Raw genomic sequence first — 22699 nt, 5'->3', positions numbered from 1 at the left:
AACTTTTTTACGCACAATCAAACCAAAAATCAGTTATGGCAACGTTACGGTTCAAAATGGTCGAAGAGGCCATCAAGCGGAAAGCAGTGTGTGTGGCAGCGCCCGAGGGGCGTCCGTCCGGATATTTCGGCAGCCGGGTGTTCGGCCGCGAGGCGATGCGCAAGTATCTGCCCAAACAGACGTTCGAGGCGCTTTCCCGGACGATGGAGCACGGGACGCCCCTGAGCCGTGAGACCGCGGACAGTGTGGCGGCGGGCATGAAGCAGTGGGCCATGGATATGGGGGCCACCCATTATACGCACTGGTTCCAGCCGCTGACCGGAGGAACGGCCGAGAAGCACGACGCTTTCGTGGAGCACGACGGACGGGGCGGCATGATCGAGGAGTTCAGCGGCAAACTGCTGATCCAGCAGGAACCGGACGCGTCGAGTTTCCCCAACGGAGGTATCCGCAACACGTTCGAAGCCCGCGGATACAGCGCATGGGACGCCACCTCGCCCGCTTTCGTGGTGGACGATACGCTCTGCATTCCCACCATATTCATCGCCTACACGGGCGAGGCCCTCGACTATAAGGTGCCCCTGCTGCGTTCGCTGAACGCCGTGGACAAGGCGGCCACGGCCGTGTGCCGTTACTTCGACCCGGCCGTGGAGAAGGTCTTCTCCTATCTGGGCTGGGAGCAGGAGTATTTCCTGGTGGACGAGGGGCTGTGGGCCGCACGGCCCGACCTGATGCTGACGGGCCGCACGCTGATGGGGCACGAGAGCGCCAAGAACCAGCAGCTCGAAGACCACTATTTCGGGGCGATCCCCACGCGGGTGATGGCTTTCATGGAGGATTTGGAGTACGAGTGTCTGAAGCTGGGCATTCCGGCCAAGACGCGCCACAACGAGGTGGCCCCGAACCAGTTCGAACTGGCCCCGATCTACGAGGAGACCAATCTGGCCAACGACCACAACCAGCTGCTGATGTCCACGATCAAAAAGGTGGCCCGCCGGCATTCGTTCCGTGTCCTGCTCCACGAAAAGCCCTTCAAGGGAATCAACGGCAGCGGCAAGCACAACAACTGGTCGCTGGGGACCGATACGGGCGTGAACCTGCTCGCTCCGGGCAAGACGCCGGCCGGGAATCTCCAGTTCGTGACCTTCCTGGTCAACGTCCTGATGGCGGTCTATAAACACAACGGCGTGCTGAAGGCCTCCATCTCGAGCGCCACGAACGCCCACCGGCTGGGGGCCAACGAGGCGCCTCCCGCCATCATTTCGGTCTTTCTCGGCAGCCAGGTGTCGGAGGTGCTCGACCGGTTGGAGCGGAGCACGGCCGACCAGGCGATCGTATTCGACGGCAAGAGCGGATTCCGGATGGGAGGCATCGCGCACATTCCGGAGCTGCTGATCGACAATACCGACCGCAACCGCACGTCGCCTTTCGCCTTCACGGGCAACCGGTTCGAGTTCCGGGCCGTGGGTTCTTCGGCCAACTGCGCCGGGGCGATGATTACGCTCAATACGGCCGTGGCCGCCCAGCTGCGCGATTTCAAGGCCGCCGTGGACGAAAAGATCGCTGCCGGGGAGAGCCGGGAGAAGGCCCTCTTCACCGTGCTGAAGGCCTGTATCGGGGAGTGCAAGCCGATCCGTTTCGACGGCAACGGGTACTGCGACCGGTGGAAGGAGGAGGCCGCCCGGCGCGGACTGGACTGCGAGACGTCGGTACCGCTGATCTTCGACCGCTTCATGGCGCCCGACACGGTGAAGATGTTCACCGGGACCGGCGTGCTGAGCGAAAAGGAGCTCCGCGCGCGGGCCGAGGTCTACACGGAGACCTACACCAAGAAGATTCAGATCGAGGCGCGCGTGCTGGGCGACCTGGCGATGAACCACATCATCCCCGTGGCTTCGCGCTACCAGGCCATGCTGCTCGACAAGGTGGACAAGATCAACCGTATGTTCCCTTCGGGAAAGAGCCAGATGGTGGCTTCGTACGACGTGGGTCTGATCGAGAAGCTCTCCTACCACATGACCGAAATCCACGCTAAGACCGAGGCGCTGACCGATGCCCGCAAGGTGGCCAACAGGATCGCGGACGAGCGGGAGAAAGCGATCGCCTACCACGATACGGTGGCGCCGCTGTTCGACGAGATACGCTACCATATCGACAAGCTCGAGCTGATCGTGGACAACGAGATGTGGCCGCTGCCCAAGTACCGCGAACTGCTCTTTATCCGGTGATCCGGACGAATGACGCGAACGGAAGGAAGATCATGGATATGAGAGGGGACGATACCGTAGGAAAAGCCCCCCGACAGCGGGGGCTCTACGATCCGGAGTACGAGAAGGACGGCTGCGGGGTGGGCCTTGTCATAGATATAGGCGGGGCGAAGACCCACGAAGTGGTCGAAAACGGCCTGCAGGTGCTGGAACATATGGTGCACCGCGGGGCCGAGGGTGCCGACAACAAGACGGGGGACGGTGCCGGGATCATGGTGCAGATTCCCCATGAATTCATTCTCTTGCAGGGGATTCCCGTGCCGGAGAAGGGGCGTTACGCCACGGGGCTGGTCTTCCTGCCGCGCGACGGGGCGCTGGCCACCGTGGCGCTGGGAGTGATCAAGCAGGTGGTGCAGGCTTCCGGGCTGACGCTGATGCACGTGCGCCGGGTGCCGGTCAACCGGGAAATCCTGGGAGAGGCTGCGGCGCGGACGGAGCCCGACATCCGGCAGCTGTTCGTTACGGGCGGCGAGGACAAGGCCGATCTGGAGCGCCGGAGTTATCTGGTGCGCCGCCGTATCGAGCGGGCGCTCGCCGCCTCGCCCGCGCTGGAGGGGGCGTCGCCGCTCTATGTGGTGAGCCTTTCCACGCGCACGCTGGTCTACAAGGGACTGCTCTCCTCACCCCAGCTGCGCCACTATTTCCCCGATCTGCAGAATCCCTACTTCACGAGCGGGCTGGCGCTGGTGCACTCCCGTTTTTCGACCAATACCTTTCCGACGTGGGAGCTGGCCCAGCCTTTCCGGATGCTGGGCCACAACGGGGAGATCAACACGATCCGGGGCAACCGCAGTTGGATGACCACCCGCGAAAGCGTGCTGCGGGCCGAGAGGCTCGGACCGATGGAGGAGCTCTGTCCCATCGTGCAGCCGGGTATGAGCGACAGTGCCACGCTGGACAACGTGCTGGAGTTTTTCGTGGCCAGCGGCATGAGCCTTCCCCACGCGCTGGCGATGCTGGTGCCCGAGAGCTACAACGACAAGAACCCGATTTCGTCCGAATTGAAGGCTTTTTACGAGTATCACAGCATTTTCATGGAGCCCTGGGACGGACCGGCCACGCTGCTCTTCTCGGACGGGCGGTATGCGGGCGGCATGCTCGACCGCAACGGGTTGCGTCCGGCCCGCTATTTCATCACCGACGGAGGAATGATGGTGGTGGCCTCGGAGACGGGCGTGCTGGATGTCGATCCGGCGCGGATCAGGGAGAAGGGGCGGCTGCATCCGGGAAAGATTCTGATGGTGGACACCGAGACGGGAACCATCGAATACGACGCGCAGATCAAGGCCCGCCTGGCCGGGGAGTATCCCTACCGGGACTGGCTGGAGAAGAACCGGGTGATTCTGAGCGACATATCTTCGGGGCGGAAGGTGCGGCACCGTGTGCCCGACTACGGGCGGATGCTGCGGGCGTTCGGCTATTCGAAGGAGGACGTGGAACAGGTGATTCTGCCCATGGCCCGCGACGGGGCCGAACCGCTCGGCGCCATGGGGTGCGACACGCCTCCGGCCGTGTTGTCGGAGCGTCCCCAGCGTCTGTTCGCCTATTTCCGCCAGCAGTTCGCGCAGGTGACCAATCCGCCGATCGACCCGCTGAGGGAGGAGATGGTGATGTCGATTTCCAGCTACATCGGGGCGATCGGCGGCAATATCCTGCATCCGTCGCCCGATCATTGCAAGGTGGTCAAACTGCCCAGCCCGGTGCTCACGAACCGCGATCTGGACATTCTGCGCAACCTGCGCTACAAGGGGTTCCACACGCTGACCCTGCCCATGCTCTTCGATCCGGAGGGCGGAGCCGGGGCGCTGGAACGGGCCGTGGACGATCTGTGCCGCCGGGCCGGGCAGGCCGTGGACGAGGGGTACAACTACGTGATCCTTTCCGACCGCGGGGTGGACGGCGGCCATGCGCCCGTGCCCTCCCTGCTGGCCCTGTCGGCCGTGCACCACTACCTGATCGGGCAGCGCAAACGGGCCCAGACCGCCCTGATCGTCGAGACGGCCGAGGCGCGCGAGGTGATGCACGTGGCTCTGCTGATCGGGTTCGGGGCCAGTGCCGTGAATCCCTATCTGGCTTTCGGCGTGCTGTGCGACCTGGTGGAGCGGGGACGTGTGCAGCTCGACTTCCCGGGGGCCGAGAGCCACTACATTCGGGCGGTCAACAAGGGATTGCAGAAGATCATTTCCAAGATGGGCATCTCCACGGTCCGCAGTTACCGGGGTGCCAAGATATTCGAGGCCGTGGGACTGGGCGAGGAGTTGCTCGGGCGTTATTTCGACGGGATGGTTTCCCGCATCGGGGGCGTGGGGCTGGAGGAGATCGCCGCCGATACGATCCGCACCCATGCGGAGGCTTTTTCGGGCCCCCCGGACGAAAAGGCGGAGCCGGCCCCTTCCGGCGACTATGCCTACCGGCGGGACGGGGAGCAACACGCCTGGACGCCGGAGGTCGTGGCGGCTCTGCAGGCCGCGGTGCGGGAAGGCGATGCGGAGCGCTACGGGCAGTTCGCCGCGCTGGTGAACGGACGGGAAAAGCCGGTCTTCCTGCGGGATATGCTGGAGGTGCGGCAGTCGCCGGTCGATCTGAGCGAGGTGGAGCCCGAGGAGGCGATCATGAGGCGTTTCGTGACGGGTGCCATGTCGTTCGGTTCGATCAGCCGCGAGGCGCACGAACTGCTGGCCGTGGCGATGAACGCGATCGGTGGCCGGAGCAACACGGGCGAGGGTGGGGAGGACCCTGCCCGGTGTCGGGTCCGGCGCGACGGGAGTTCCGCCCGCAGTGCGGTGAAACAGGTGGCTTCGGGCCGCTTCGGGGTGGATGCCCGGTACCTGGTGAGTGCCGACGAGATACAGATCAAGGTGGCCCAGGGGGCCAAGCCCGGCGAGGGCGGACAGTTGCCCGGCTGTAAGGTGGACGGCATGATCGCCCGTACGCGCCATGCGGTGCCGGGGGTGACGCTCATCTCGCCGCCGCCCCACCATGACATCTATTCGATAGAGGATTTGGCCCAGCTGATTTTCGACCTGAAGAACGTCAATCCGGAGGCGCGGATCAGCGTGAAGCTGGTGAGCGAGGGCGGTGTGGGAACGATCGCCGCCGGAGTGGCCAAGGCGAAGGCCGACCTGATCGTGGTCAGCGGGGCCGAAGGCGGTACGGGGGCCAGTCCGCTCAGTTCCGTGCGCCATGCGGGACTGCCGCTCGAACTGGGGCTGGCCGAGGTGCAGCAGACGTTGGTGCTCAACGATCTGCGGGGAAAGGTGACTCTCCAGGCGGACGGCCAGCTCAAGACCGGACGGGACGTGGTGGTGGCCGCGCTGCTCGGGGCCGAGGAGTTCGGTTTTTCGACCGCCGCGCTGGTGGCGATGGGTTGCGTGCTCTGCCGCCGCTGCCACACCAATGTCTGCGGGGCGGGGATCGCCACGCAGGACGAGGCGCTGAGGAAGAAGTTCAGGGGCCGGAAGGAGCATCTGGTGAACTATTTCCGGTTCGTGGCCGGGGAGGTGCGGAGGGAACTGGCTTCGATGGGATTCCGGACGCTGGACGAGGCGGTCGGCCGTGCCGATCTGCTCGTGCCCCGTCGCTATCCCGAGGGAAGCAAGCCGGCGAAGGTGGACCTTTCGCGGCTGCTCTGGCGGCCGGAAGGGGATCGGGCCGTGAGGTGCACGGGAGTGCAGGACCACCGGATCGACAAGGTGATGGACCGGGCGCTGGTCGGCATGCTCGCCCCCTCCGTCGAGTCGGGGCTGGCGGCGCAGCTGGACTTCCCGATCCGCAACACCGACCGGTCTGTGGGTGCCATGCTCTCGGGCGAGATCGCCCGCCGGTACGGAGACAAGGGGCTGCCGGAGGATACGATCCGCATCACCTTCCGCGGATCGGCGGGACAGAGTTTCGGCTCGTTCCTGCCGCACGGGGTGGAGTTCCGGCTGGAGGGCGACGCCAACGACTATGTGGGCAAGTCGCTCTGCGGCGGACGGCTGGTGCTGGTGCCGCCGGAGCGTGCGTCGTTCGCCCCGGAGGAGAATATCATCGCGGGCAACACGCTGCTCTACGGGGCCACTTCGGGCGAACTGTACATCAACGGCCGGGTGGGCGAACGTTTCTGCGTGCGCAACAGCGGGGCCACGGCCGTAGTGGAGGGCGTGGGCGACAACTGCTGCGAGTACATGACCGGGGGCCGCGTGGCGGTGCTCGGGACCACGGGGCGCAATTTCGCGGCCGGAATGAGCGGCGGAGTGGCCTATGTGTGGAACAAGGAGGGAAATTTCGACTATTTTTGCAACATGGAGATGGTGGAACTGCTGCCGGTGGAGGAGCCCGGGGACGAAAGGGAGCTGCACGGGCTGGTGAGTGCCCACTATTACCATACGGGAAGTCCGCTGGCCCGGCGCATGATGGACCGGTGGAGCGAATTTCTGCCCCGTTTCCTGAAGGTGATGCCGTCGGAATACGGGGCGATGTTGAACGCGGCGAAAAAAGAAAAATCCGAATGAGCGACGCTATCAAGCACGAGTGCGGGATCGCTATGATCCGGCTGCTCAAACCCCTCGGTTATTACAGGGAAAAATACGGTACCTCCTTCCGGGGGCTGGACCTGCTCTATCTGATGATGGAGAAGCAGCACAACCGGGGACAGGAGGGTGCGGGCATCGCCTGCGTGAAGCTCGGGGCCCGTCCGGGGGAGGAGTATCTGTTCCGGGAACGGGCGCTGGGAACGGGCGCCATCGGCGAGGTGTTCGACGGAGTGCACCGGGCGATGGAGGAGTACCGGGCCTCCCTCCTCGCCGAGCGGGGCGGGACGCCGGAGGACGGGGAACTGCCCTTCGCGGGGGAGATCTACCTCGGACACCTGCGTTACAGCACGACGGGACGGTCGGGCATCTCCTACACGCACCCCTTCTTGCGGCGCAACAACTGGCGGAGCCGCAACCTCTGCGTGGCGGGAAACTTCAACCTGACCAACGTGGACGAGATACTGGCCGACATCGTGGCGCGGGGACAGCATCCCCGGCACAACGCCGACACGTTCATCATCCTGGAGCAGCTCGGTTACCTGCTCGATGCGGAGGTGCAGCGGCTCTACGACCGTTTCCGGCCCGAAGGGCTGCGAGGGGAGGCGCTCAACCGCCGCATCGAGGAGCATCTGGACATCGAGGGGGTGATCCGCCGGGCCTCCGCGGGCTGGGACGGAGGGTTCGTGATCGTGGGGGCGACGGGCAGCGGCGAGAGTTTCGTGTTCCGCGACCGGTGGGGTATCCGTCCGGCCCACTATTACGCCGACGGGGAGATCGTGGCCGTGGCTTCGGAACGGGCCGTGCTCCAGACCGTGCTGAACGTGGAGACGGAGGCCGTGAAGGAATTGCCCGCCGGCGGGGCGCTGGTGGTCACGCGGGCCGGAAAGGTGCGGCTTTCGCAGATCGCGGAGCCCGTGGGGCCCACGCCCTGCTCGTTCGAACGCATCTACTTCTCGCGGGGGACCGACCGCGACATCTATCGTGAACGCAAGGAGCTGGGCCGGCTGCTGGCCGGGCCGATCCTGGAGGAGGTGGAGGGGGATTTCGACCGCACGGTCTTCTCGTTCATCCCCAACACGGCCGAGGTGGCCTACTACGGCATGACGGAGGGGCTGAACGCCCTGCTCGACCGGCGCAAGGCGGAACGCATCGCGGCGCTGGAGCGGCCCGACCGGGAGCGGGTGGCGGAGATTCTCGCCCACCGGGTGCGGACGGAGAAGCTGGCCGTGAAGGATATCAAGCTGAGGACATTCATCGCCGAGGGCTCCACGCGCAACGATCTGGCGGCGCACGTGTACGACATCACCTACGGAACGGTCGTTCCGGGCGAGGACGCCATCGTGGTGATCGACGACAGCATCGTGCGCGGCACCACACTCCGGCGCAGCATCGTCAAGATTCTGGGGCGGCTCTCCCCGCGCAGGATCGTGGTGGTGAGCTCCTCGCCGCAGGTGAGGTATCCCGACTGCTACGGCATCGACATGGCGCGCATGGGAGAGTTCATCGCCTTCGCGGCCGCCGTGGAGCTACTCCGCGAATCGGGCCGGGAGGAGGTGCCGCGGGAGGTGTACCTCAAGTGCCGCAGACAGGCGGAAGAGCCCCGGGTGCGGCCGGTGAACTACGTGAAGGAGATCTACGCGCCCTTTACGGACCGGGAAATCTCGGAGAGGATCGCGCGGATGATTACGCCCGAGGGGTGCGGGTGTCCCGTGTCGGTGGTTTACCAGAGTCTGGAGAACCTGCACAGGGCCTGTCCGAACCACGGCGGAGACTGGTATTTTTCGGGCGACTATCCCACTCCCGGCGGGGTGCGGCTCGTGTGCCGGGCCTATATGAACTGGTACGAGGGAAACCCGCTGAAACGGTAGGGGGCAGGCGGTGCGGGAAGGTCCGCGAAGGTTCCGGAAGATTCCGGAATCCCTTTCCCGGTGCGGGGCCGGGCCGTGGGGTTCCTCAGAAAACGTCGGATCGGGGAAATTTCGGTCTTGTTCGTCCGGGGGGGGGTGAATATCCCGTTTTATTCTTATCTTTGCGAAACGGACGGAACGCTGTCCGGACAACGGAATATTAACCCTTAACATTAAAAATACCCGTTATGAAAAACCTGACATTATTGACCTTCGTGGCCTGCGCTTCGGCCGTGGCGGTTTCCTGCTCGCAGAGCCCCAAGAAGAGCCGGTTCGACGGCAGCGCGGGCGAGGTGAAGCTGATGACCCTCGATCCGGGGCACTTCCATGCCGCGCTCGTGCAGAAAAACATGTACCCGCAGGTGGACCCCGACGTCTATGTGTTCGCGCCCGAGGGCGAAGACGTGCAGATGCACCTGGGACGTATCGAGAACTACAATACACGGCAGGAGAATCCCACCACGTGGAACGAAATCGTCTATACGGGTCCCGATTTCTACGAGAAGATGATCGCCGAGAAGCCCGGCAACGTGCTGGTGCTGGCCGGAAACAACGGCAAGAAGACCGATTATATCAAAGGCGCCGTGGAGGCCGGAATCAACGTCTTGTCGGACAAGCCGATGGCCATAGACGCCGCGAACTACAGGAAACTGGAGGAGGCGTTCGCCGCTGCCCAGAAGAACGGCGTGCTGCTCTACGACATCATGACCGAGCGCTACGAGGTGACCAACGCCCTGCAGCGCGAACTGGCCAACATTCCGGAGCTTTTCGGCGAGTTGCAGAAGGGTACGCCGGAAGACCCCGCCATCACGAAGGAGAGCGTGCACCACTTCTTCAAATACGTGTCGGGCCAGCCGCTGACCCGTCCGCAGTGGTATTTCGACGTGGAGCAGCAGGGCGAGGGCATCGTGGACGTGACCACGCACCTGGTGGACCTCGTGCAGCTGGCCGTGGTGGGCGAGAAGCCCATCGACCCGGCCCGGCAGATCGAGCTGACCGGGGCCAAACGCTGGGCCACGCCGCTGTCGAAGGAGCAGTACCAGCTGGTGTCGGGCAAGCAGACCTATCCCGATTTCCTGGCCAAGGACGTGGAGAACGACACGCTGAAGGTCTATGCCAACGGCGAGATCGACTATAAGCTCGACGGCGTGAACGTGCGCGTGGTGGTGCTGTGGAACTTCATGGCTCCGGAGGGTGCGGGCGACACGCACTACTCGGTGATGAAGGGTTCGAATGCCGACGTGATGATCCGCCAGGGGGCCGAGCAGGGATACAAGCCGATGCTCTACGTGGCGAAGAAGAGCGGCGTGTCGGACGAGGAGTTCGAGAAGACGCTGAACGAGAGCATCGCCAAGCTGGCCGGCGAGTATCCCGGTCTGGAGATCGCCCGTGCGGGTGAGGAGTGGCAGGTGGTGATTCCCGAGAAATACTATGTGGGGCACGAGGCGCACTTCGGACAGGTGACGGAGAAGTATCTCCAGTATCTGGTGGAGGGCAAGCTGCCCGAGTGGGAGATCGCCAACATGAAGGCCAAATACTACACCACGACCAAGGCGCTGGAGATGGCCAAGGCTGCCGGTGAGACGAAATAGCGTTCCTTCCGGGGAACGGCAGAGGGTAAGGCGCACGGAACGGTGCGCCTTACTGCGCTGAACGGGGCCGGGTGCGGGACGGAATGTATCGTAAAAACATATCCTATGACGAAAGAAGAATTGATGCGGAAAGCGATCGCCCTCTCGCGCGAGAGCGTGGAGCGGGGCGGAGGACCGTTCGGGACGGTGATCGCCCGGGACGGGGAGATCGTGGCGGAGGGGTCCAACTCGGTGACCCTGCGCAACGACCCCACGGCGCACGCCGAGGTGAGCGCCATCCGGGCCGCTTGCGAGCGGCTGGGCAGGTTCAAGCTGGAGGACTGCGAGATATACACCTCCTGCGAGCCGTGTCCCATGTGTCTGAGCGCTATCTATTGGGCGGGGATACGGAGAATCTATTTCGCCAACAACCGGGAGGATGCCGCGCGGATCGGATTCGACGATTCGTTCATCTACGACCAGATTCCGCTGGCGCCCGACCGCAGGACGATTCCCTCGGCGGAGATGCTGCGGGACGAGGCGCTGTCGGCCTTCCGCCTGTGGCAGGCGAAGGAGGACAAGGTGGAGTACTGAGCGGCTTCCGGGGGGGCGTGCGGAGTTCCCGTCCTGCCTGGGGGCTCCGGGGTGGCGTGTCGCCGTATCGGGACTATTTCTTCCGGTTCAGCCGGAGGCTGACGTTCACGGTGAAGAAGCGGGAGAAGAGCTGCTGCCAGGTCCGGGAGACATAGGAAGAGGTCATCCCGGTGGTGAGGTCGCGGTTCCGGTTGAGGATGTCGTAGACCGTCACGCTGATGTTGCCCGTGTTCTTCCGGAAGACGCGGCAGCCGACGGTGGCGTTCCATATATGGTTGTGGGTCAGTGCCGAAGGTTGCAGCGAACTGCGGAAGAAGTGGAACTGGTAGGTGCTGTTGATGAAGATTTTCGGCGTGGGGTTGTAGCGGAGGCCCACGTCCAGCGTCTCACGGATGGCGTGGTCGGTGTCGTTTTCCGTGCTTTTCGAGAGGCGGTAGCCGGTCAGGGTTCTCAGGTTGACTTCGATTTTGCTCGAAAAATTGGAGGCGAGGCCCAGGGTGAGCTGCGGCGTGAAGTCGCGGACGAATCCCAGCCGGCCGTTTATGATGTCGGGTGTCTGGCCGTGGCCTATCTCCAGCGAGGAGGTGAATTTGGACTTCATGAAGTTGGCCGGGGCGGAGTAGTCGGCCTTCAGGCGGAGCGAGTAGGCTCCGTTGACGTTGGTCTGGTCGGTGAGCGTGGCGCCGGGCTGCACCCAGTACCGGTATTGGGGCAGGTAGACGCTGTCGGTGTAGTAGGTCTGCCGTATGGTGCTTTCATTGCGGTAGAGGTCGGCTTCCAGGCTGACGGAGTAGGAACTTTGGGTCTCGACGTTCGTCGAATAGTACCATATCGCAATATTGTGGGTATAGGATTGTTTCAGCTCGGGGTTGCCGGCCTTGAGGCTGAGCGGAAAGCGGGTGTCGAGCCGGTCGCGCAGATCCGTGAGTTGGGGGGCGATGCTGTGAAGATTGTAGTACAGCGAGAAGTTCGATGTTTCTCCGAGATACAGTTGAACCGACAGGTTGGGCAGGAAAAAATGGCGGTTGTCCGGCTGTGACGAGGGAAAGCGCTCGTCGCGGTGGTTGACCGACCAGTCCGGGCTGAAATCGAAGGTGTAGCGCACCTTGTCCGAAACCCGGTGATCCCATCGCAGGGAAAAACCGTGACGGGTCTCGTTGACCGTGTAGTCGTGGGTGAGGGTCGTGTCGATGGCTCCCGAGAAGGAGTCGGCCACCAGGCTGGACGATTCGGTGTTCTGGTAGGATACTCCGTACTGGAGGGTCATGCTGATCTTCCGGTTCACCTGGAACATATAGGCCAGGTCGCCCGAGGCCGTCAGGTCGTTGTCCGACCCGGAGGTGGTGAGGACGATCCTGCGGTCGGAGGTGAGCAGCGTGTCGGTCTGTATGCCCGACGGATCGCTGTCGCCGTAGGTGAACGAAGCATAGCCGCGCAGGAGGGGATGGCTTTTGGAGGAGCGGACCGGAATGTAGAAAGAGGTTTTCGCCTTCAGGCTGTATTGGGACGAGGCGGAGCGGGAGTCGGTCTGCGAGCGGTTGAGCAGCGTGCCGTCGGCTTCCGACCAGGTGCGGGCTAGACGGTGCGATTCGCCGTCGTTCGTGCGGAGTTCCACCGAGAAGTCGGAGATCGGGAACCGGGCGAAGCTGCCGCTCACGGCGGCCACGTGGCTCCGCGAGAGGCTCCGTCTGCGGGAGGTGTCGCCCTCGATGCGGGAGAGGACGGCGGCGGGAAAGTAGTCGCGGCGCGAGGCGCTGAACTGGCTGTTGAACATGTCGTCGTACCGGTAGCTGAAACGGTAGGTGTCGCCGAACCGGTTCTGGACGGTTTCCGTGCCGTCTTCGAGGGTGATCTTCACCTCCTCCATCGGCCTCGAGTAGCGGTAGGAGGTGCCGGCGGTCGTCTGACGGTTGTAGCCCGGCTGGAGGAAGTTGAAGGAGGCGGTCGAGGCGGCGCTGACCCTCATGGGCATATGGTCGAAACCCGTGTTGGTGACCGAGGCGTCCAGCGACAGCGTCTGTTTCTCGGAGAAGAAACGCAGGTTGCCACCGCCTGCGTAGCGCTCCCGGAGGCGGCCTTCGGAGTCTTTGCGCGTGTCGGCGCCGTAGCTCACGAAAGCGTCGGCCGTGAGGTTCTGGCTGAACAGGTCGAAGGTAAGGATGTTCAGCACCTTTTCCCGCTTGATGCGGCCCGTGCGGTCGTATTCCCGCATGTCGATCTCATCGTAGGCCTTGATCGCGGCCACGTTCGATGCCTCGACGTAGTTGACGGCCGTGTTGCCCTCCGGACCGTAGATGGGGCGGCCGTTCACGTAGGTGCGGACGACGCTTTCGCCCATGACCTGTATCCGGTCGCCTTCGATCTCCACGCCGGGCATCTTGCGCAGGATGTCGGCGGCCATGTCGCCCTGGAGGGTGCGGACGGACTTGGGGTTGAAGACGACCGTGTCGCCCCGGATGGTGAAGAAACTCATGCGTGCCCGGACGGTGATCTGGTCGATGTGCTGCGGGTCGGGGCCGAGGCGGATCTTGCCCATGTCGAGGATGCGGCCGCTCGATTCGGGGTAGGCGGCGTAGATCTTGTAGCCGAGGCAGGTGATCTCGATCTTCAGCCCTTCGGCCTTCACGTCGGTGAACCGGAAGCGGCCCTTGCCGTCGGTGCCCGAGTGCCGTACGGCCATTTCGGGGGAGAGGATCGAAACCAGCACGTCGCGCAGCGGTTCGGAAGTCAGGGAGTCGATCACGACTCCCTTGATCTCCGTGTAGCGGGTGATCTTCTCCGTGCTGCTTCTCATCACGGCGTTGTCGTCGCCGACGATGAACGACTGGCCCTCCGCATCGAGGACGGCAGCCAGAATGAACAGTATGGACAAGAGATAGAGGTGCTTCATGCGGGTTGGGTTTCCGAGTGGACATGGAGGTGCTGATCGGATGAACCGCCGGGTTCCGTTCTATAAAATTAAATGTGACTTTGTTGATTTGCAAATATTTTCGGTAAATTTTTGCGGAAAAGTTAAAAAATAAAAATACCGGCTCGCAAAGCCGGTATTTTTTTTATGAGTGAGGGGCGGATCAGCCGGGGATCATGCTGCCGTCGGGGGCGAGGTCGGCGACCAGGTCGAGGCTGCCCTCTTTTTTCAGGTTGATGCGATAGGCGTTCACGCCCGAGGGGTACTCCACGAAGTGGCAGAAGTCGAACGTGTAGCCCGCGAAAGCAGGGTCGGAGGCCAGCGCGCTGCGGACGGCCTCGGGCAAGGCGGATTCGGCCACGGGCCACCGGGTCTGTATCCACCGGTCGTCGGCGGTGAAGTAGGCTTCTTTCTGCGTGTCGCCGTCCCGGATGGTCACCAGGAGACGTCCGTCGGGCAGGGTCTCGGAGGAGACGTAGCGGGCGGAGGGGTAGCGCGAGGCGAGCGTTTGGGCGACGGCGGCGGGAACCTGGGAGGGGTAGTCCGGCGATTCCTGCCGTTTGTCGTCGTCGCAGGCGGCCAGCGTGAGGAAGGCGGCCGCGCAGAGCAGCCATCGGGAAAGTCTTGTCTTCATGGTTTCGAGAGATAAGGGGGTTTACCCTCCGTCTCTCAAAATCCGTGCAAATCCTTTCCGTCTACCGTTGCAGTTCGAAGCCCAGCTGCATGCCGTCGTACTGGCCGGAGAGCGAGCCGAGTGCCTGGAGGGTGCTGCTGCCGGAGGCGTTGGCCAGCAGGGTGACCAGTTTGAGAATCTTGTCGGCGTCGAAGAGGATCGAGAGCCGTTCGCCGCTGAGCGAGACGTGGGTGTTGAAGGTGGCCAGCCGGAGGCCCGTGCGGGCGGCGGTGATCGAGAGGGCGAGGGTCTGGGCCTCTTCGTCGAGCGAGTAGGTGCCGCTCAGGGTGCGCGAACCGGAGGCGATGGAGAAGGTGCTGTCGGCGGCGAAAACGAAACGGAACGAGCCGCTCCGGATGCCGGCTTTGGCGTAGTAGTCCGCCAGTTTGTCTTCGATCTGGGAGGAGACGACGCTGCCGCCCGCCTTTTTGAGCAGGTCGTCGCTTTCGAAACGGCAGGCCGGAGCGTTGTAGTTCCACGTGCCGGGCAGGGCGTCGGCCGAGAGCCGGTTGCCCGTGAGGGCCGAGACGGCCTCTTTCACGGCGGAGGAGTTCAGCAGGTCTTTCAGGGATTGGGCCCGGAGTGCGGTTGCCGCGGACAGCAGGGCGAGGGTCAGCAGAAGTGTTTTTTTCATGGTCGTATGGAAATGGTTCGGATTTCGGGAGTTCAGGGCAGCAGGCCCGTTTCGCGGAACATGGTCTCGTAGACGGCGGTCTTCTCGGCGAGGGGTTTGGGGTAGGCCCGCGAGGAGGAGGGCATGCGGTAGAGGCGCATGGAACGGCCGTGCCACAGGAAGGGAGAGAAGCCTCCCACGGGCGGTTCGGCGGTGCCGGGCAGGAGCGACAGCAGGGTGTCGGTGGCTTTCTGGCCGGTGGTGACGAGGGTGCGGCAGTCGGGAATCCGCTCCAGCAGGGAGGCCGCGTCGAACGGGCGGGCCACTTTCAGGAACTGGTCGGAAGCGTTGCCCCGTTCGCGGACGGCCTCGGCCACCGTGTCGCCCAGGGCGATGCCCCGTTCGGCGAGGAACCGTTCGATGCGTTCGCGGCAGAAGGCCTTGCGGCCCTCCAGGACGAAACGGTCGCGGTCGCCGAAGAAGACGAGGCCCATGATCCGCCACATGTCGTTCTGCCAGTTGGGATAGAAGAACTCCATCGACCACCGTTCGCGGGCCGGCGGAAAACTGCCCAGCATGAGCAGCCGGGCTCCGGCGGGAAGGAAAGGGGGAAGGGGGTGGAGTTCGGGGGCGGGAGAGGCGTCGTGTCGTGTCATGGTCGGAAATGGTTGTCGCAGAAGGCTGCAACGGACAAAGATAGCGAAAAATCGGAAATTGTGGAAACGGAACGGGGCGGGCGGTGCTATCTATGCAGTGCGGACCGGCCGGGGAGGCGGGTCCGGGTAATAAGACGACGATGCGATGAACAGACAGGAGATGGTGGTGCGGATCGCGTACCGGAGGGCCCTTGCCCAGGAGCAGGTGGCGGTTGTGATTCAGGATTTCCTTTCGGAGGTGAAGGGGGCCGTGGGCCGGGGCGAGAGTGTCCAGCTGCGCGGGTTCGGGACGTTTTGTCCCCGGGAGCGGAAGGCGCGCCGGGGACGCGATATGGGCCGGGGGGTGGCTGTGGCGATTCCGGCGCGGAGGATGCCCGCGTTCAGACCGGCCGATGAATTTTGCAGGGAGGTGGAGGAGCGATGCCCAGGATACGGTCGATAGTCCCGGAGTTCTGGGAGGACGAACGGCTGGCCCGGATTTCGCCTTCGGCGCTCCTGCTCTTCATCGGTATGAAGAACTTCGCGGACGATCAGGGGGTGATCGTCGCCAACGAGGTGCTGATCCGGAACAAGGTTTTTCCCGTGAGGGAGGATATTCGCAGGCAGCAGGTGGGCGGTTGGCTGCGCGAGTTGTGCGAGAACTCCGTGATCGTACCCTTTGCATACGAGGGCAGAGGCTACTTCATGATGGACTTCTCGAGCGAGCGTATCGACAAGCCCCAGCGGTCGAAGATTCCCCAGGAGGTGATCGACCGGGTGAGGCGTGCGGAGCGGCGGGAAGAGCCGGGAATGTTCGGGAGCGTTCCTGCCGGAGAGGAAAGGAGAGGAACGGAAGAGGACGGAGGAGAGGAGGCCGGGGCGGCGCATCCCCCGGAGGAGGGGTCCCGGAGGGAAGAGCGGCGGGCCGGACCGGAAGATCCGGGAAAGGTCTGCGGAAGGCCGGACGCCGGTGGAGGGGAGTCCGGCCGGACGGAGTGCGGAGCGGCGGACGGAATTCGCGGCGGGGAGCCGGGGCGGTTCGGCAGGTTTTGCCGGTGGGTGGAGCGGAATGCGCCCCGGACGGCCCGGATGGCGGAGCCGGTGACCGAAGGGCAGTTTGCGGAGTTGGTGGCGGCGTTCGGGGCGGAGCGTGTGGCGGATATTTTTCTGGCCATGCACAATTACCAGCCCCTGCTGCGCAGCAACCGGTCGGCCTACCTGACGGCGAAGAGATGGATGGAACGGGACACGGTCAAAGCAAACGGAGATGGAAGAGATCAGACGAACGGGCGTCGTTACGGCTCGACGGACGAGGCCAAGCGCAGGCTCCTGCGGGAGCTCGGAGAGTTATCCGCGGCTGCTCGCGGAGCGGTTCTCCACGGCGATGGAGGTGGCGCGGGCCTTCTCGGTGCCCCGGATGGAGGAGCTGCGCAGGAGGCGTGAGATACGGGGACTGGGTATGTGCGTGAGGATGCCCTTTCCGGCGTTGGCGGATGTGGAGCGTTCGCACGGGGAGGCGGTGGCCGTGAGGCTGGTGAGGATGTACGTGATCGGACTGAACGATTCGTGCAACCAGCAGCGGATGACGGCCGAGCAGATCGTCGAACTGGCCGAACTGCTCTACGAAGAGGGCAGCGGGTTGAAGATCACCGAGATGTTCGAATTTTTCCGGGAGGTGAAGAAAGGTGCCTACGGGGAGTGTTTCGGGTCGCTGGACGGCCTGAAGGTGATGGTGTTTTTCCGGCGGTTCATGCAGGAGCGGGAGCGGCTGGTGCGGCGGGCGGAGGCGCTGCTGCGCAGGACGGCAGGCGGGGAGGGACGCCGGCGGGCGGACTGTGTGCCGATGCCGGAGTCGCTCAGGGCCTTCGTCTCCTCGCTGCGGGACGGAAACGGAAAAAATGACGCTGCGCCGCAGGGGGTTCCGGGGTATTCGGAACGGGGGTATTGACTTCGCCTGCCGGGGGGCGTACATTTGCTGAAGAGAACGGACCCGGCGTTCGGCCGGGATGGAGACTCCGCAGGGCGGAGAAGCGGGACGGAGGTGTCCCGCACCGGGAGAGGGACGGCATGAAGGGCCGCTCCCCCGGTCCCGGAACAAAATGGGAAAGAAACCTTTTTTTACAAACTTTTAAAAATCAGAGAAAATGGCAGAAAATGTTTTGTCGACCGAAACGGCCGAGACTTCGTGGGGCGACGTGCATGTGATGATGGGCAAACCCGGCGAGAGCGGAGCGATGAGTACCACGCTGGAGGACCTCGGGTCGATCGATGCGGAGGGGCTTTCGTTCGAGACGACCGATGGCGCGGTGTATCAGCTCAAGGACATCAACGGCAAGCTGATCGACGAGCTCCGGCAGGAGCCCGATCTGGCGATCAACTTCACGTTGCTGAAGCCTTCGGAGGCGACCCGCGGCAAGTTCTGGGATACGGAGGTGAGCGGTACGGGCAACGACCGCAAACAACGGGTCAAATCGCTCATCACCCAGGAGAAGTACAGTCTCAAACTGGCGAATCCTTCGGTGACGGGTTCGGAGACCTTCGAGGCGCCCTGCTGTCTGGTGACGATGAAGCCCGCCTATTCCTCGCAGAAAGGCTTTACGGCCGAATGTACGGCCCGTCTGCTGAAAGGACAGGCCGGGTACCTGTTCGACTTCGGGGTGGTGGCCGCAGCGGTTTAGCGTTTTTCCCGTGCGGCGGGGGAGGACAGCCGCGGCCCGGACGTCTGCGGGCGGACGGCGGAACGGAGGTTTCGGGCGGGTTCGAATCCCGCTCCGGGCGCCAGATCAATCGACAGAGAGAAGTATGGAGAAGACAGTGGAACAGAAAGTGGCGGAGACCATTCTGCAGGAGTGGGAGACGGTGGAAGTGGCCGGGAAGAGCTACCGGGTGGCGCCGCCGACCGTGGCGACGCTTATCCGGGTGTCGGCCGAGGTGTCGCGCCTGCCCGTGAGGGAGGAGACGGACGGAGAGACGGATATTCTTCCCTACGTGCTGCGAACAGCCCGGGACTGCGGGGCGCTCGGGGACATCGCGGCGGTGCTCATACTGGGAGCGCGGGGACTGGAGCGGCGCCGCAGGGTGGTGTGCAAAAGGTTCGGCGGCCTGATCCGCCGCCGGGTGTGGCAGACGCAGGACTGCAAGGGCGAGCTGGCCCGGGAACTGCTGGAGAGCTGTTCGCCCCGGGAGTTGGGCATGCTGGTGGCGAGGCTGCTGGGGAAGATGGAGGTAGCCGCTTTTTTCGGGCTTACCGTTTCCCTCGCAGAGGTAAACCTGACCCGGCCGACGAAGGAAACGGTAACGACAGCATCTGGGCGGTAGTGGCCGCCGTGGCGAAGGCTTACGGGCTGGACACGGAACGTGTGCTCCACGGGATGAGCTACGCCAATTTGATCCTTTACGCTTCCGTACTGCCGCGCTACGACGACGTGAAGGGGCCCTCCGGGGCGGAGAAGAGGCGCGGAAACGGGAAAATGAATTTCGGCCGCTTTATGCAGGCCATGAAACAGTTGAAGTATGAGCAATGATACAGGAATGTCGGCGGAGGCCTTCGACCGCAACCGGCTGAAGGAGGAGGCCGAGGGAATCAAGCTGATTCTGAGAACGGCCGGACGGACGGCGCAGGAGGAGACCCGGAACGTGGTGGCGCTGAAACAGTCGCTGATGGGGCTGATGGGCGAGATGGTCGGCTCCTCCGAGGCGGCGGTCCGGCAGATCGGGGAGGCCATGAGTTACGTGGTGCAGACCCCGGCGGACGACATCACGGACCGGTTCGGATTCGATGCGGAACAGTTGCGCAATCTGAAGGAGAATTACGAACAGGTGGCCGAGAGCTACGAGCGGGTCAAGCTGCGGATACGTTCGGTGACCGCGAACGGGAAGGGCGAGGACAAGGTCAGCGAGACGAAGATCGCCACCAACCGGAAACTGGCCCGGTCGGAGGAGGAGGTGGCCGATGCGCAGCAGCAGACGAACAAGGTGACCTCGGAGAGCATCGAGGTGACGGACAGTTCCAACCGCCAGTTGAAACTGCTCAAGGGGTCGACCAGGCAGGCGGCGCAGGCGGTGGCCTCGTACGGCAAGGAGATGGGCGATGCGTTTCAGCAGATCGGCCGGGCGACGGGCAGTGCGGGGCTGGAGAGTTTCGGCAAGACCTTTTCGGATGTGGCCGAAGTGGCGGGAAAGGCCGCTTCGGGCGACTATATCGGAGCGGCCCTTTCGGCCGTGACCAAAGGGGTGACGGCCATATTCTCGGCCAAGGCCAAGGAAAGGGCGGCACTGGCGCAGATGGCGCGGGAGAGGAAGGAGTTTCTGCATGACTATGCGCTCAGTCTGGCGGATGAAAAGCTGGAAGGGGAGAAGCTGACCAACGCCTTCGGGTCGGACACCCTGAAGAAGGCCGCCGATGCGCTGGAGGTGGCGCAGGAGTATCACGACAAGTACGAGGGAAGTATCGCCAAGAAGAAGCGGAAGATATTCAGACCCTTCGCTTCCAATCCGATCGAGGAGGTCGAATACTCCCAGCTGGAGAACATCAGGATCGTGACCCGGCACCGCACCTGGTTCCGCAGCGAAAGGAGCAAGACGCTCAAGGAGCTCTATCCGGAGCTGTTCGAGGGCGGGTTCAACGTAGAGGCGGCCCGGGTGCTGCTCCAGACGAACAACCAGCTCAATGACGAGGCCAAGAAGCAGATACAGAACGTGGTCGATCTGTACGACAAGTGGAAGGAGGCCGAGGAGCAGTTCAAGGAGTATCTGACCGATACCTTCGGCGATCTGGGCAACGATCTGGGCGACTGCATCGTGAAGGCTTTTGCGAACGGGACGGACGCCATGCAGGAGTGGAAGGCCAGTTTCGTGAAGGTGCTCGAAGGGTTGGGGAAGCAGTTGATGCAGACGCTCTATTTCCAGGAGTCGTTCGATAAGTTGCAGGAGGACCTGACGGAGGTGTACCGCAAGGGAGACGACATGAAACTGCTGGGCAGCGACGTGCAGGCCCTGCTGGGAGGTTTCTTCGGGCAGATGGAGGGGCAGGTGAGGCTGGCCGGGGAGTTCTGGAAGGAGTGGGACAAACTGGCCGGAAGCTACGGGTTCGACCTTTCGCCCGAGAAGGTGCAGGAAGGGGGGCTGTCGAAGGGTATCGAGGCGGTCAGCCAGGAGAGCGTGAACGAGCTGAACGGTTGCGTGACGGCCATTCAGGGGCATACGTGGTCGATTTCGGAAGACATGAAGCAGCTGGTGCTCCAGAGCGGGGAGCAGCTCCGGCTGTTGGGAGGCATCGAATCGAACACGGCCTACTGCCGTAAGCTGGAGACGATGGAGGCGGACATGGGACAGATGAGGCTGAGTCTGGAGACGATCAGGGACAAAGGTGTGATGCTGAGACGATGAAGGGACGGATGTACATAGACGGGGCCGACGCCTGGGAAGGTTACGGCGTGTTCGTGGGCGAAGGCGGATATGCGGGGCCGCTGACGTGGCCGCCGCTCAAGAAGGTGAAGGTGAACGACTGGCCGGAGGAGGAGGGGACGGAACCCGACCTCTCGGCCCCGGCGCTGGCTTCGGCGGAGTTTTCGCTGCCGCTGTGCGGAGTGAACGAACGGGGAATGGAGGCGCTGTTCCGCGATCTGACCCGGGAAGCCTACCACACGTTCGAGTTCAGGGAGATCGGATGGGTGCGCCGGGCGAGGCTGGTGTCGAAATCGGCGGTGAAGTTCGCCGACGGTCGGGAGCAGTGTACGCTGAAACTGGCGGACGACGACACGCCGCTGAAAGGGTACAGTTACGAGGCGCCCCGGATGTGGGACGGGGTGCCCGTGCAGGGGTACGAACTCGACGGGGTGGATTTGTCGCATTACGGGGTGCGTCTGTTGCAGGGTACGGAGGAGTCGGTGAGGGTCCTGCCGGCGGCGAAAAAGAGTCTGTCGGTCGATCTGGCCGGACGGGACGGACTGATCTGCGACGGGGAGACGGTGCGCTTCCAGTCGGGCGAAGTGACGCTCGGCTGCTACATGAAGGCTCCCGATGCGGCTTCGTTCCGGCGCAATTACCTGGCGCTGCTGCACGATCTGGTGCGGCCCCGGGCCGGAGGGGGTGCCCGGCCGGAGCGGGGCGGAAAACTGCTTTACGTGCCTTGTCTGGGACGGTCGCTGGTGTGCTACTACAAGAACGGACAGGTGCAGCAGGCGAAGACGGCCGGAGGGGGAGTGAACTGTCATTTCACGGTGACGATGGTGTGCGCCTCGTGGCCGGAAGAGCTGCGGGAGTGGATGCTGGCGGCTGAAGAGGGGACGCCACTGGTCACGGAAGAGGGAAAAGGAATCAGATTGTTAATTCGTAAAGGAAGATGGGAATGGTAGAGAGTATCAAGGTGTCGGCGCTGCCGGAGGCGGAGACGCTGGAGGGTTTTTATGCCCTGGGGGTGGACGGCGACGGCCGGAGCGTGAAGACGCCGGTGGCGCTGCTCAAGGGGAACCAGGGGGCGAGCGCCTACGAGGTGGCCGTGGAAGAGGGGTATGACGGCACTCCGGAACAGTGGCTGCTGTCGCTCCGGGGAGAGAAGGGCGAGACGGGGGCGACCGGAGCGCAGGGACCCAGGGGAGAGACGGGGCCTGAGGGACCTGCCGGACCGGCAGGTCCCGCGGGCGGCAAGGGAGACAAGGGCGATCCCTTCACCTTCGGGGATTTCACGCCGGAACAGATCGGGGAGCTGCGGGCTCCGCTGACCGAGGAGCGGCGGCTCAGGGAGTACGAGGGGGTGCTGGAGGCGGACCGCCGTTACCGGGTGGTCGTTGCGGACGACATTGTTTTCGAGCCGCCCGTGCCGGAGGATACGCTGACGGACCATTCGATCCTGCTCTGCGCCTGCGTGGAGGGCGACTATACGATCGACTGGGGGGCCGGACTGTTTTACGGGGGCGAAGTGCCCACGGTGGAGGCCGGATATTACGACTTTATCTACACCTACGAGCCGCAGGCGGAGCAGTGGTGTGTGGGGGTAATCAAAAAAGGTTAGGAGAA

Annotated in this window: 18 protein-coding genes and 1 tRNA gene; 15 read left to right on the top strand and 4 right to left on the bottom strand. The window is 63.7% G+C overall.

The genetic code is table 11. The features are described from left to right. Positions 1–35 precede the first annotated feature (35 nt). From INF32_RS05920 to INF32_RS05900, 5 genes are all read left to right on the top strand, one after another. Positions 36–2228: a glutamine synthetase III family protein gene (locus INF32_RS05920; RefSeq protein ID WP_226387439.1), complete on the top strand. Its 2193-nt coding sequence runs from the start codon at positions 36–38 to the stop codon at positions 2226–2228. A gap of 32 nt (positions 2229–2260) precedes the next feature. Continuing rightward, complete coding sequence (gene gltB / locus INF32_RS05915) at positions 2261–6760, top strand: glutamate synthase large subunit (protein ID WP_226387438.1); 4500 nt, start codon at positions 2261–2263, stop codon at positions 6758–6760. Next, on the top strand, positions 6757–8649 hold the full coding sequence (locus tag INF32_RS05910; RefSeq protein WP_226387437.1) for an amidophosphoribosyltransferase: 1893 nt from the start codon (positions 6757–6759) through the stop codon (positions 8647–8649). Before gltB ends, INF32_RS05910 begins: the two co-directional genes overlap by 4 nt. A gap of 227 nt (positions 8650–8876) precedes the next feature. Beyond that, positions 8877–10280: a putative oxidoreductase C-terminal domain-containing protein gene (locus INF32_RS05905; protein WP_226387436.1), complete on the top strand. Its 1404-nt coding sequence runs from the start codon at positions 8877–8879 to the stop codon at positions 10278–10280. 105 nt (positions 10281–10385) lie between these two features. After that, a complete protein-coding gene (locus INF32_RS05900; protein ID WP_226387435.1) occupies positions 10386–10853 on the top strand; it encodes a nucleoside deaminase in 468 nt (155 codons plus the stop codon). A 73-nt stretch (positions 10854–10926) separates the two neighbouring features. Here the strand turns inward: INF32_RS05900 and INF32_RS05895 are convergent, their stop codons facing one another. From INF32_RS05895 to INF32_RS05880, 4 genes are all read right to left on the bottom strand, one after another. Next, positions 10927–13743, bottom strand: a complete 2817-nt coding sequence (locus tag INF32_RS05895) for a hypothetical protein (protein WP_226387434.1) — start codon at positions 13741–13743, stop codon at positions 10927–10929. A gap of 181 nt (positions 13744–13924) precedes the next feature. After that, positions 13925–14395 (bottom strand): hypothetical protein, encoded by a 471-nt coding sequence (locus INF32_RS05890; protein WP_226387433.1) that lies wholly within the window; start codon positions 14393–14395, stop codon positions 13925–13927. Between the two features lie 61 nt (positions 14396–14456). Next, a complete protein-coding gene (locus INF32_RS05885) occupies positions 14457–15068 on the bottom strand; it encodes a DUF4923 family protein (protein ID WP_226387432.1) in 612 nt (203 codons plus the stop codon). Positions 15069–15100: 32 nt separating this feature from the next. Continuing rightward, positions 15101–15703 (bottom strand): uracil-DNA glycosylase family protein, encoded by a 603-nt coding sequence (locus INF32_RS05880; protein WP_226387431.1) that lies wholly within the window; start codon positions 15701–15703, stop codon positions 15101–15103. Between the two features lie 145 nt (positions 15704–15848). On the opposite strand from INF32_RS05880, the gene INF32_RS05875 reads away from it, so the two are divergent. From INF32_RS05875 to INF32_RS05830, 10 genes are all read left to right on the top strand, one after another. Then, positions 15849–16145, top strand: coding sequence for an HU family DNA-binding protein (locus INF32_RS05875; RefSeq protein WP_226387430.1), 297 nt, complete (start codon positions 15849–15851; stop codon positions 16143–16145). Further along, positions 16103–17125, top strand: a complete 1023-nt coding sequence (locus INF32_RS05870) for a hypothetical protein (protein ID WP_226387429.1) — start codon at positions 16103–16105, stop codon at positions 17123–17125. The genes INF32_RS05875 and INF32_RS05870 overlap by 43 nt, the downstream gene beginning before the upstream one ends. Continuing rightward, positions 17067–17630, top strand: a complete 564-nt coding sequence (locus INF32_RS05865) for a DUF6633 family protein (protein ID WP_226387428.1) — start codon at positions 17067–17069, stop codon at positions 17628–17630. Before INF32_RS05870 ends, INF32_RS05865 begins: the two co-directional genes overlap by 59 nt. A 196-nt stretch (positions 17631–17826) precedes the next feature. Beyond that, positions 17827–18360, top strand: coding sequence for a hypothetical protein (locus tag INF32_RS05860; RefSeq protein WP_226387427.1), 534 nt, complete (start codon positions 17827–17829; stop codon positions 18358–18360). 34 nt (positions 18361–18394) lie between these two features. Next, a tRNA-OTHER gene (locus INF32_RS05855) sits at positions 18395–18463 on the top strand. Between the two features lie 21 nt (positions 18464–18484). Beyond that, positions 18485–19000: a hypothetical protein gene (locus INF32_RS05850; protein WP_226387426.1), complete on the top strand. Its 516-nt coding sequence runs from the start codon at positions 18485–18487 to the stop codon at positions 18998–19000. A gap of 8 nt (positions 19001–19008) precedes the next feature. Further along, complete coding sequence (locus INF32_RS05845) at positions 19009–19206, top strand: hypothetical protein (protein WP_226387425.1); 198 nt, start codon at positions 19009–19011, stop codon at positions 19204–19206. Further along, complete coding sequence (locus INF32_RS05840; protein ID WP_226387424.1) at positions 19196–21070, top strand: hypothetical protein; 1875 nt, start codon at positions 19196–19198, stop codon at positions 21068–21070. Before INF32_RS05845 ends, INF32_RS05840 begins: the two co-directional genes overlap by 11 nt. Beyond that, a complete protein-coding gene (locus INF32_RS05835; RefSeq protein WP_226387423.1) occupies positions 21067–22038 on the top strand; it encodes a hypothetical protein in 972 nt (323 codons plus the stop codon). Before INF32_RS05840 ends, INF32_RS05835 begins: the two co-directional genes overlap by 4 nt. Continuing rightward, on the top strand, positions 22026–22694 hold the full coding sequence (locus INF32_RS05830; protein WP_226388137.1) for a hypothetical protein: 669 nt from the start codon (positions 22026–22028) through the stop codon (positions 22692–22694). The genes INF32_RS05835 and INF32_RS05830 overlap by 13 nt, the downstream gene beginning before the upstream one ends. Positions 22695–22699: the final 5 nt, after the last annotated feature.

The organism is Gallalistipes aquisgranensis (assembly GCF_014982715.1).
Taxonomy (GTDB): domain Bacteria; phylum Bacteroidota; class Bacteroidia; order Bacteroidales; family Rikenellaceae; genus Gallalistipes; species Gallalistipes aquisgranensis.
This window is presented reverse-complemented; position numbering and strand designations above follow the sequence as displayed.

Excerpts from the sequence above, each read along its gene's own strand:
- INF32_RS05920 (WP_226387439.1), top strand. The coding sequence starts at position 36 with ATGGCAACGTTACGGTTCAAAATGGTCGAAGAGGCCATCAAGCGGAAA.
- gltB (WP_226387438.1), top strand. The coding sequence starts at position 2,261 with ATGGATATGAGAGGGGACGATACCGTAGGAAAAGCCCCCCGACAGCGG.
- INF32_RS05910 (WP_226387437.1), top strand. The coding sequence starts at position 6,757 with ATGAGCGACGCTATCAAGCACGAGTGCGGGATCGCTATGATCCGGCTG.
- INF32_RS05905 (WP_226387436.1), top strand. The coding sequence starts at position 8,877 with ATGAAAAACCTGACATTATTGACCTTCGTGGCCTGCGCTTCGGCCGTG.
- INF32_RS05900 (WP_226387435.1), top strand. The coding sequence starts at position 10,386 with ATGACGAAAGAAGAATTGATGCGGAAAGCGATCGCCCTCTCGCGCGAG.
- INF32_RS05895 (WP_226387434.1), bottom strand. The coding sequence starts at position 13,743 with ATGAAGCACCTCTATCTCTTGTCCATACTGTTCATTCTGGCTGCCGTC.
- INF32_RS05890 (WP_226387433.1), bottom strand. The coding sequence starts at position 14,395 with ATGAAGACAAGACTTTCCCGATGGCTGCTCTGCGCGGCCGCCTTCCTC.
- INF32_RS05885 (WP_226387432.1), bottom strand. The coding sequence starts at position 15,068 with ATGAAAAAAACACTTCTGCTGACCCTCGCCCTGCTGTCCGCGGCAACC.
- INF32_RS05880 (WP_226387431.1), bottom strand. The coding sequence starts at position 15,703 with ATGACACGACACGACGCCTCTCCCGCCCCCGAACTCCACCCCCTTCCC.
- INF32_RS05875 (WP_226387430.1), top strand. The coding sequence starts at position 15,849 with ATGAACAGACAGGAGATGGTGGTGCGGATCGCGTACCGGAGGGCCCTT.
- INF32_RS05865 (WP_226387428.1), top strand. The coding sequence starts at position 17,067 with ATGGAGGTGGCGCGGGCCTTCTCGGTGCCCCGGATGGAGGAGCTGCGC.
- INF32_RS05860 (WP_226387427.1), top strand. The coding sequence starts at position 17,827 with ATGGCAGAAAATGTTTTGTCGACCGAAACGGCCGAGACTTCGTGGGGC.
- INF32_RS05850 (WP_226387426.1), top strand. The coding sequence starts at position 18,485 with ATGGAGAAGACAGTGGAACAGAAAGTGGCGGAGACCATTCTGCAGGAG.
- INF32_RS05840 (WP_226387424.1), top strand. The coding sequence starts at position 19,196 with ATGAGCAATGATACAGGAATGTCGGCGGAGGCCTTCGACCGCAACCGG.
- INF32_RS05835 (WP_226387423.1), top strand. The coding sequence starts at position 21,067 with ATGAAGGGACGGATGTACATAGACGGGGCCGACGCCTGGGAAGGTTAC.
- INF32_RS05830 (WP_226388137.1), top strand. The coding sequence starts at position 22,026 with ATGGGAATGGTAGAGAGTATCAAGGTGTCGGCGCTGCCGGAGGCGGAG.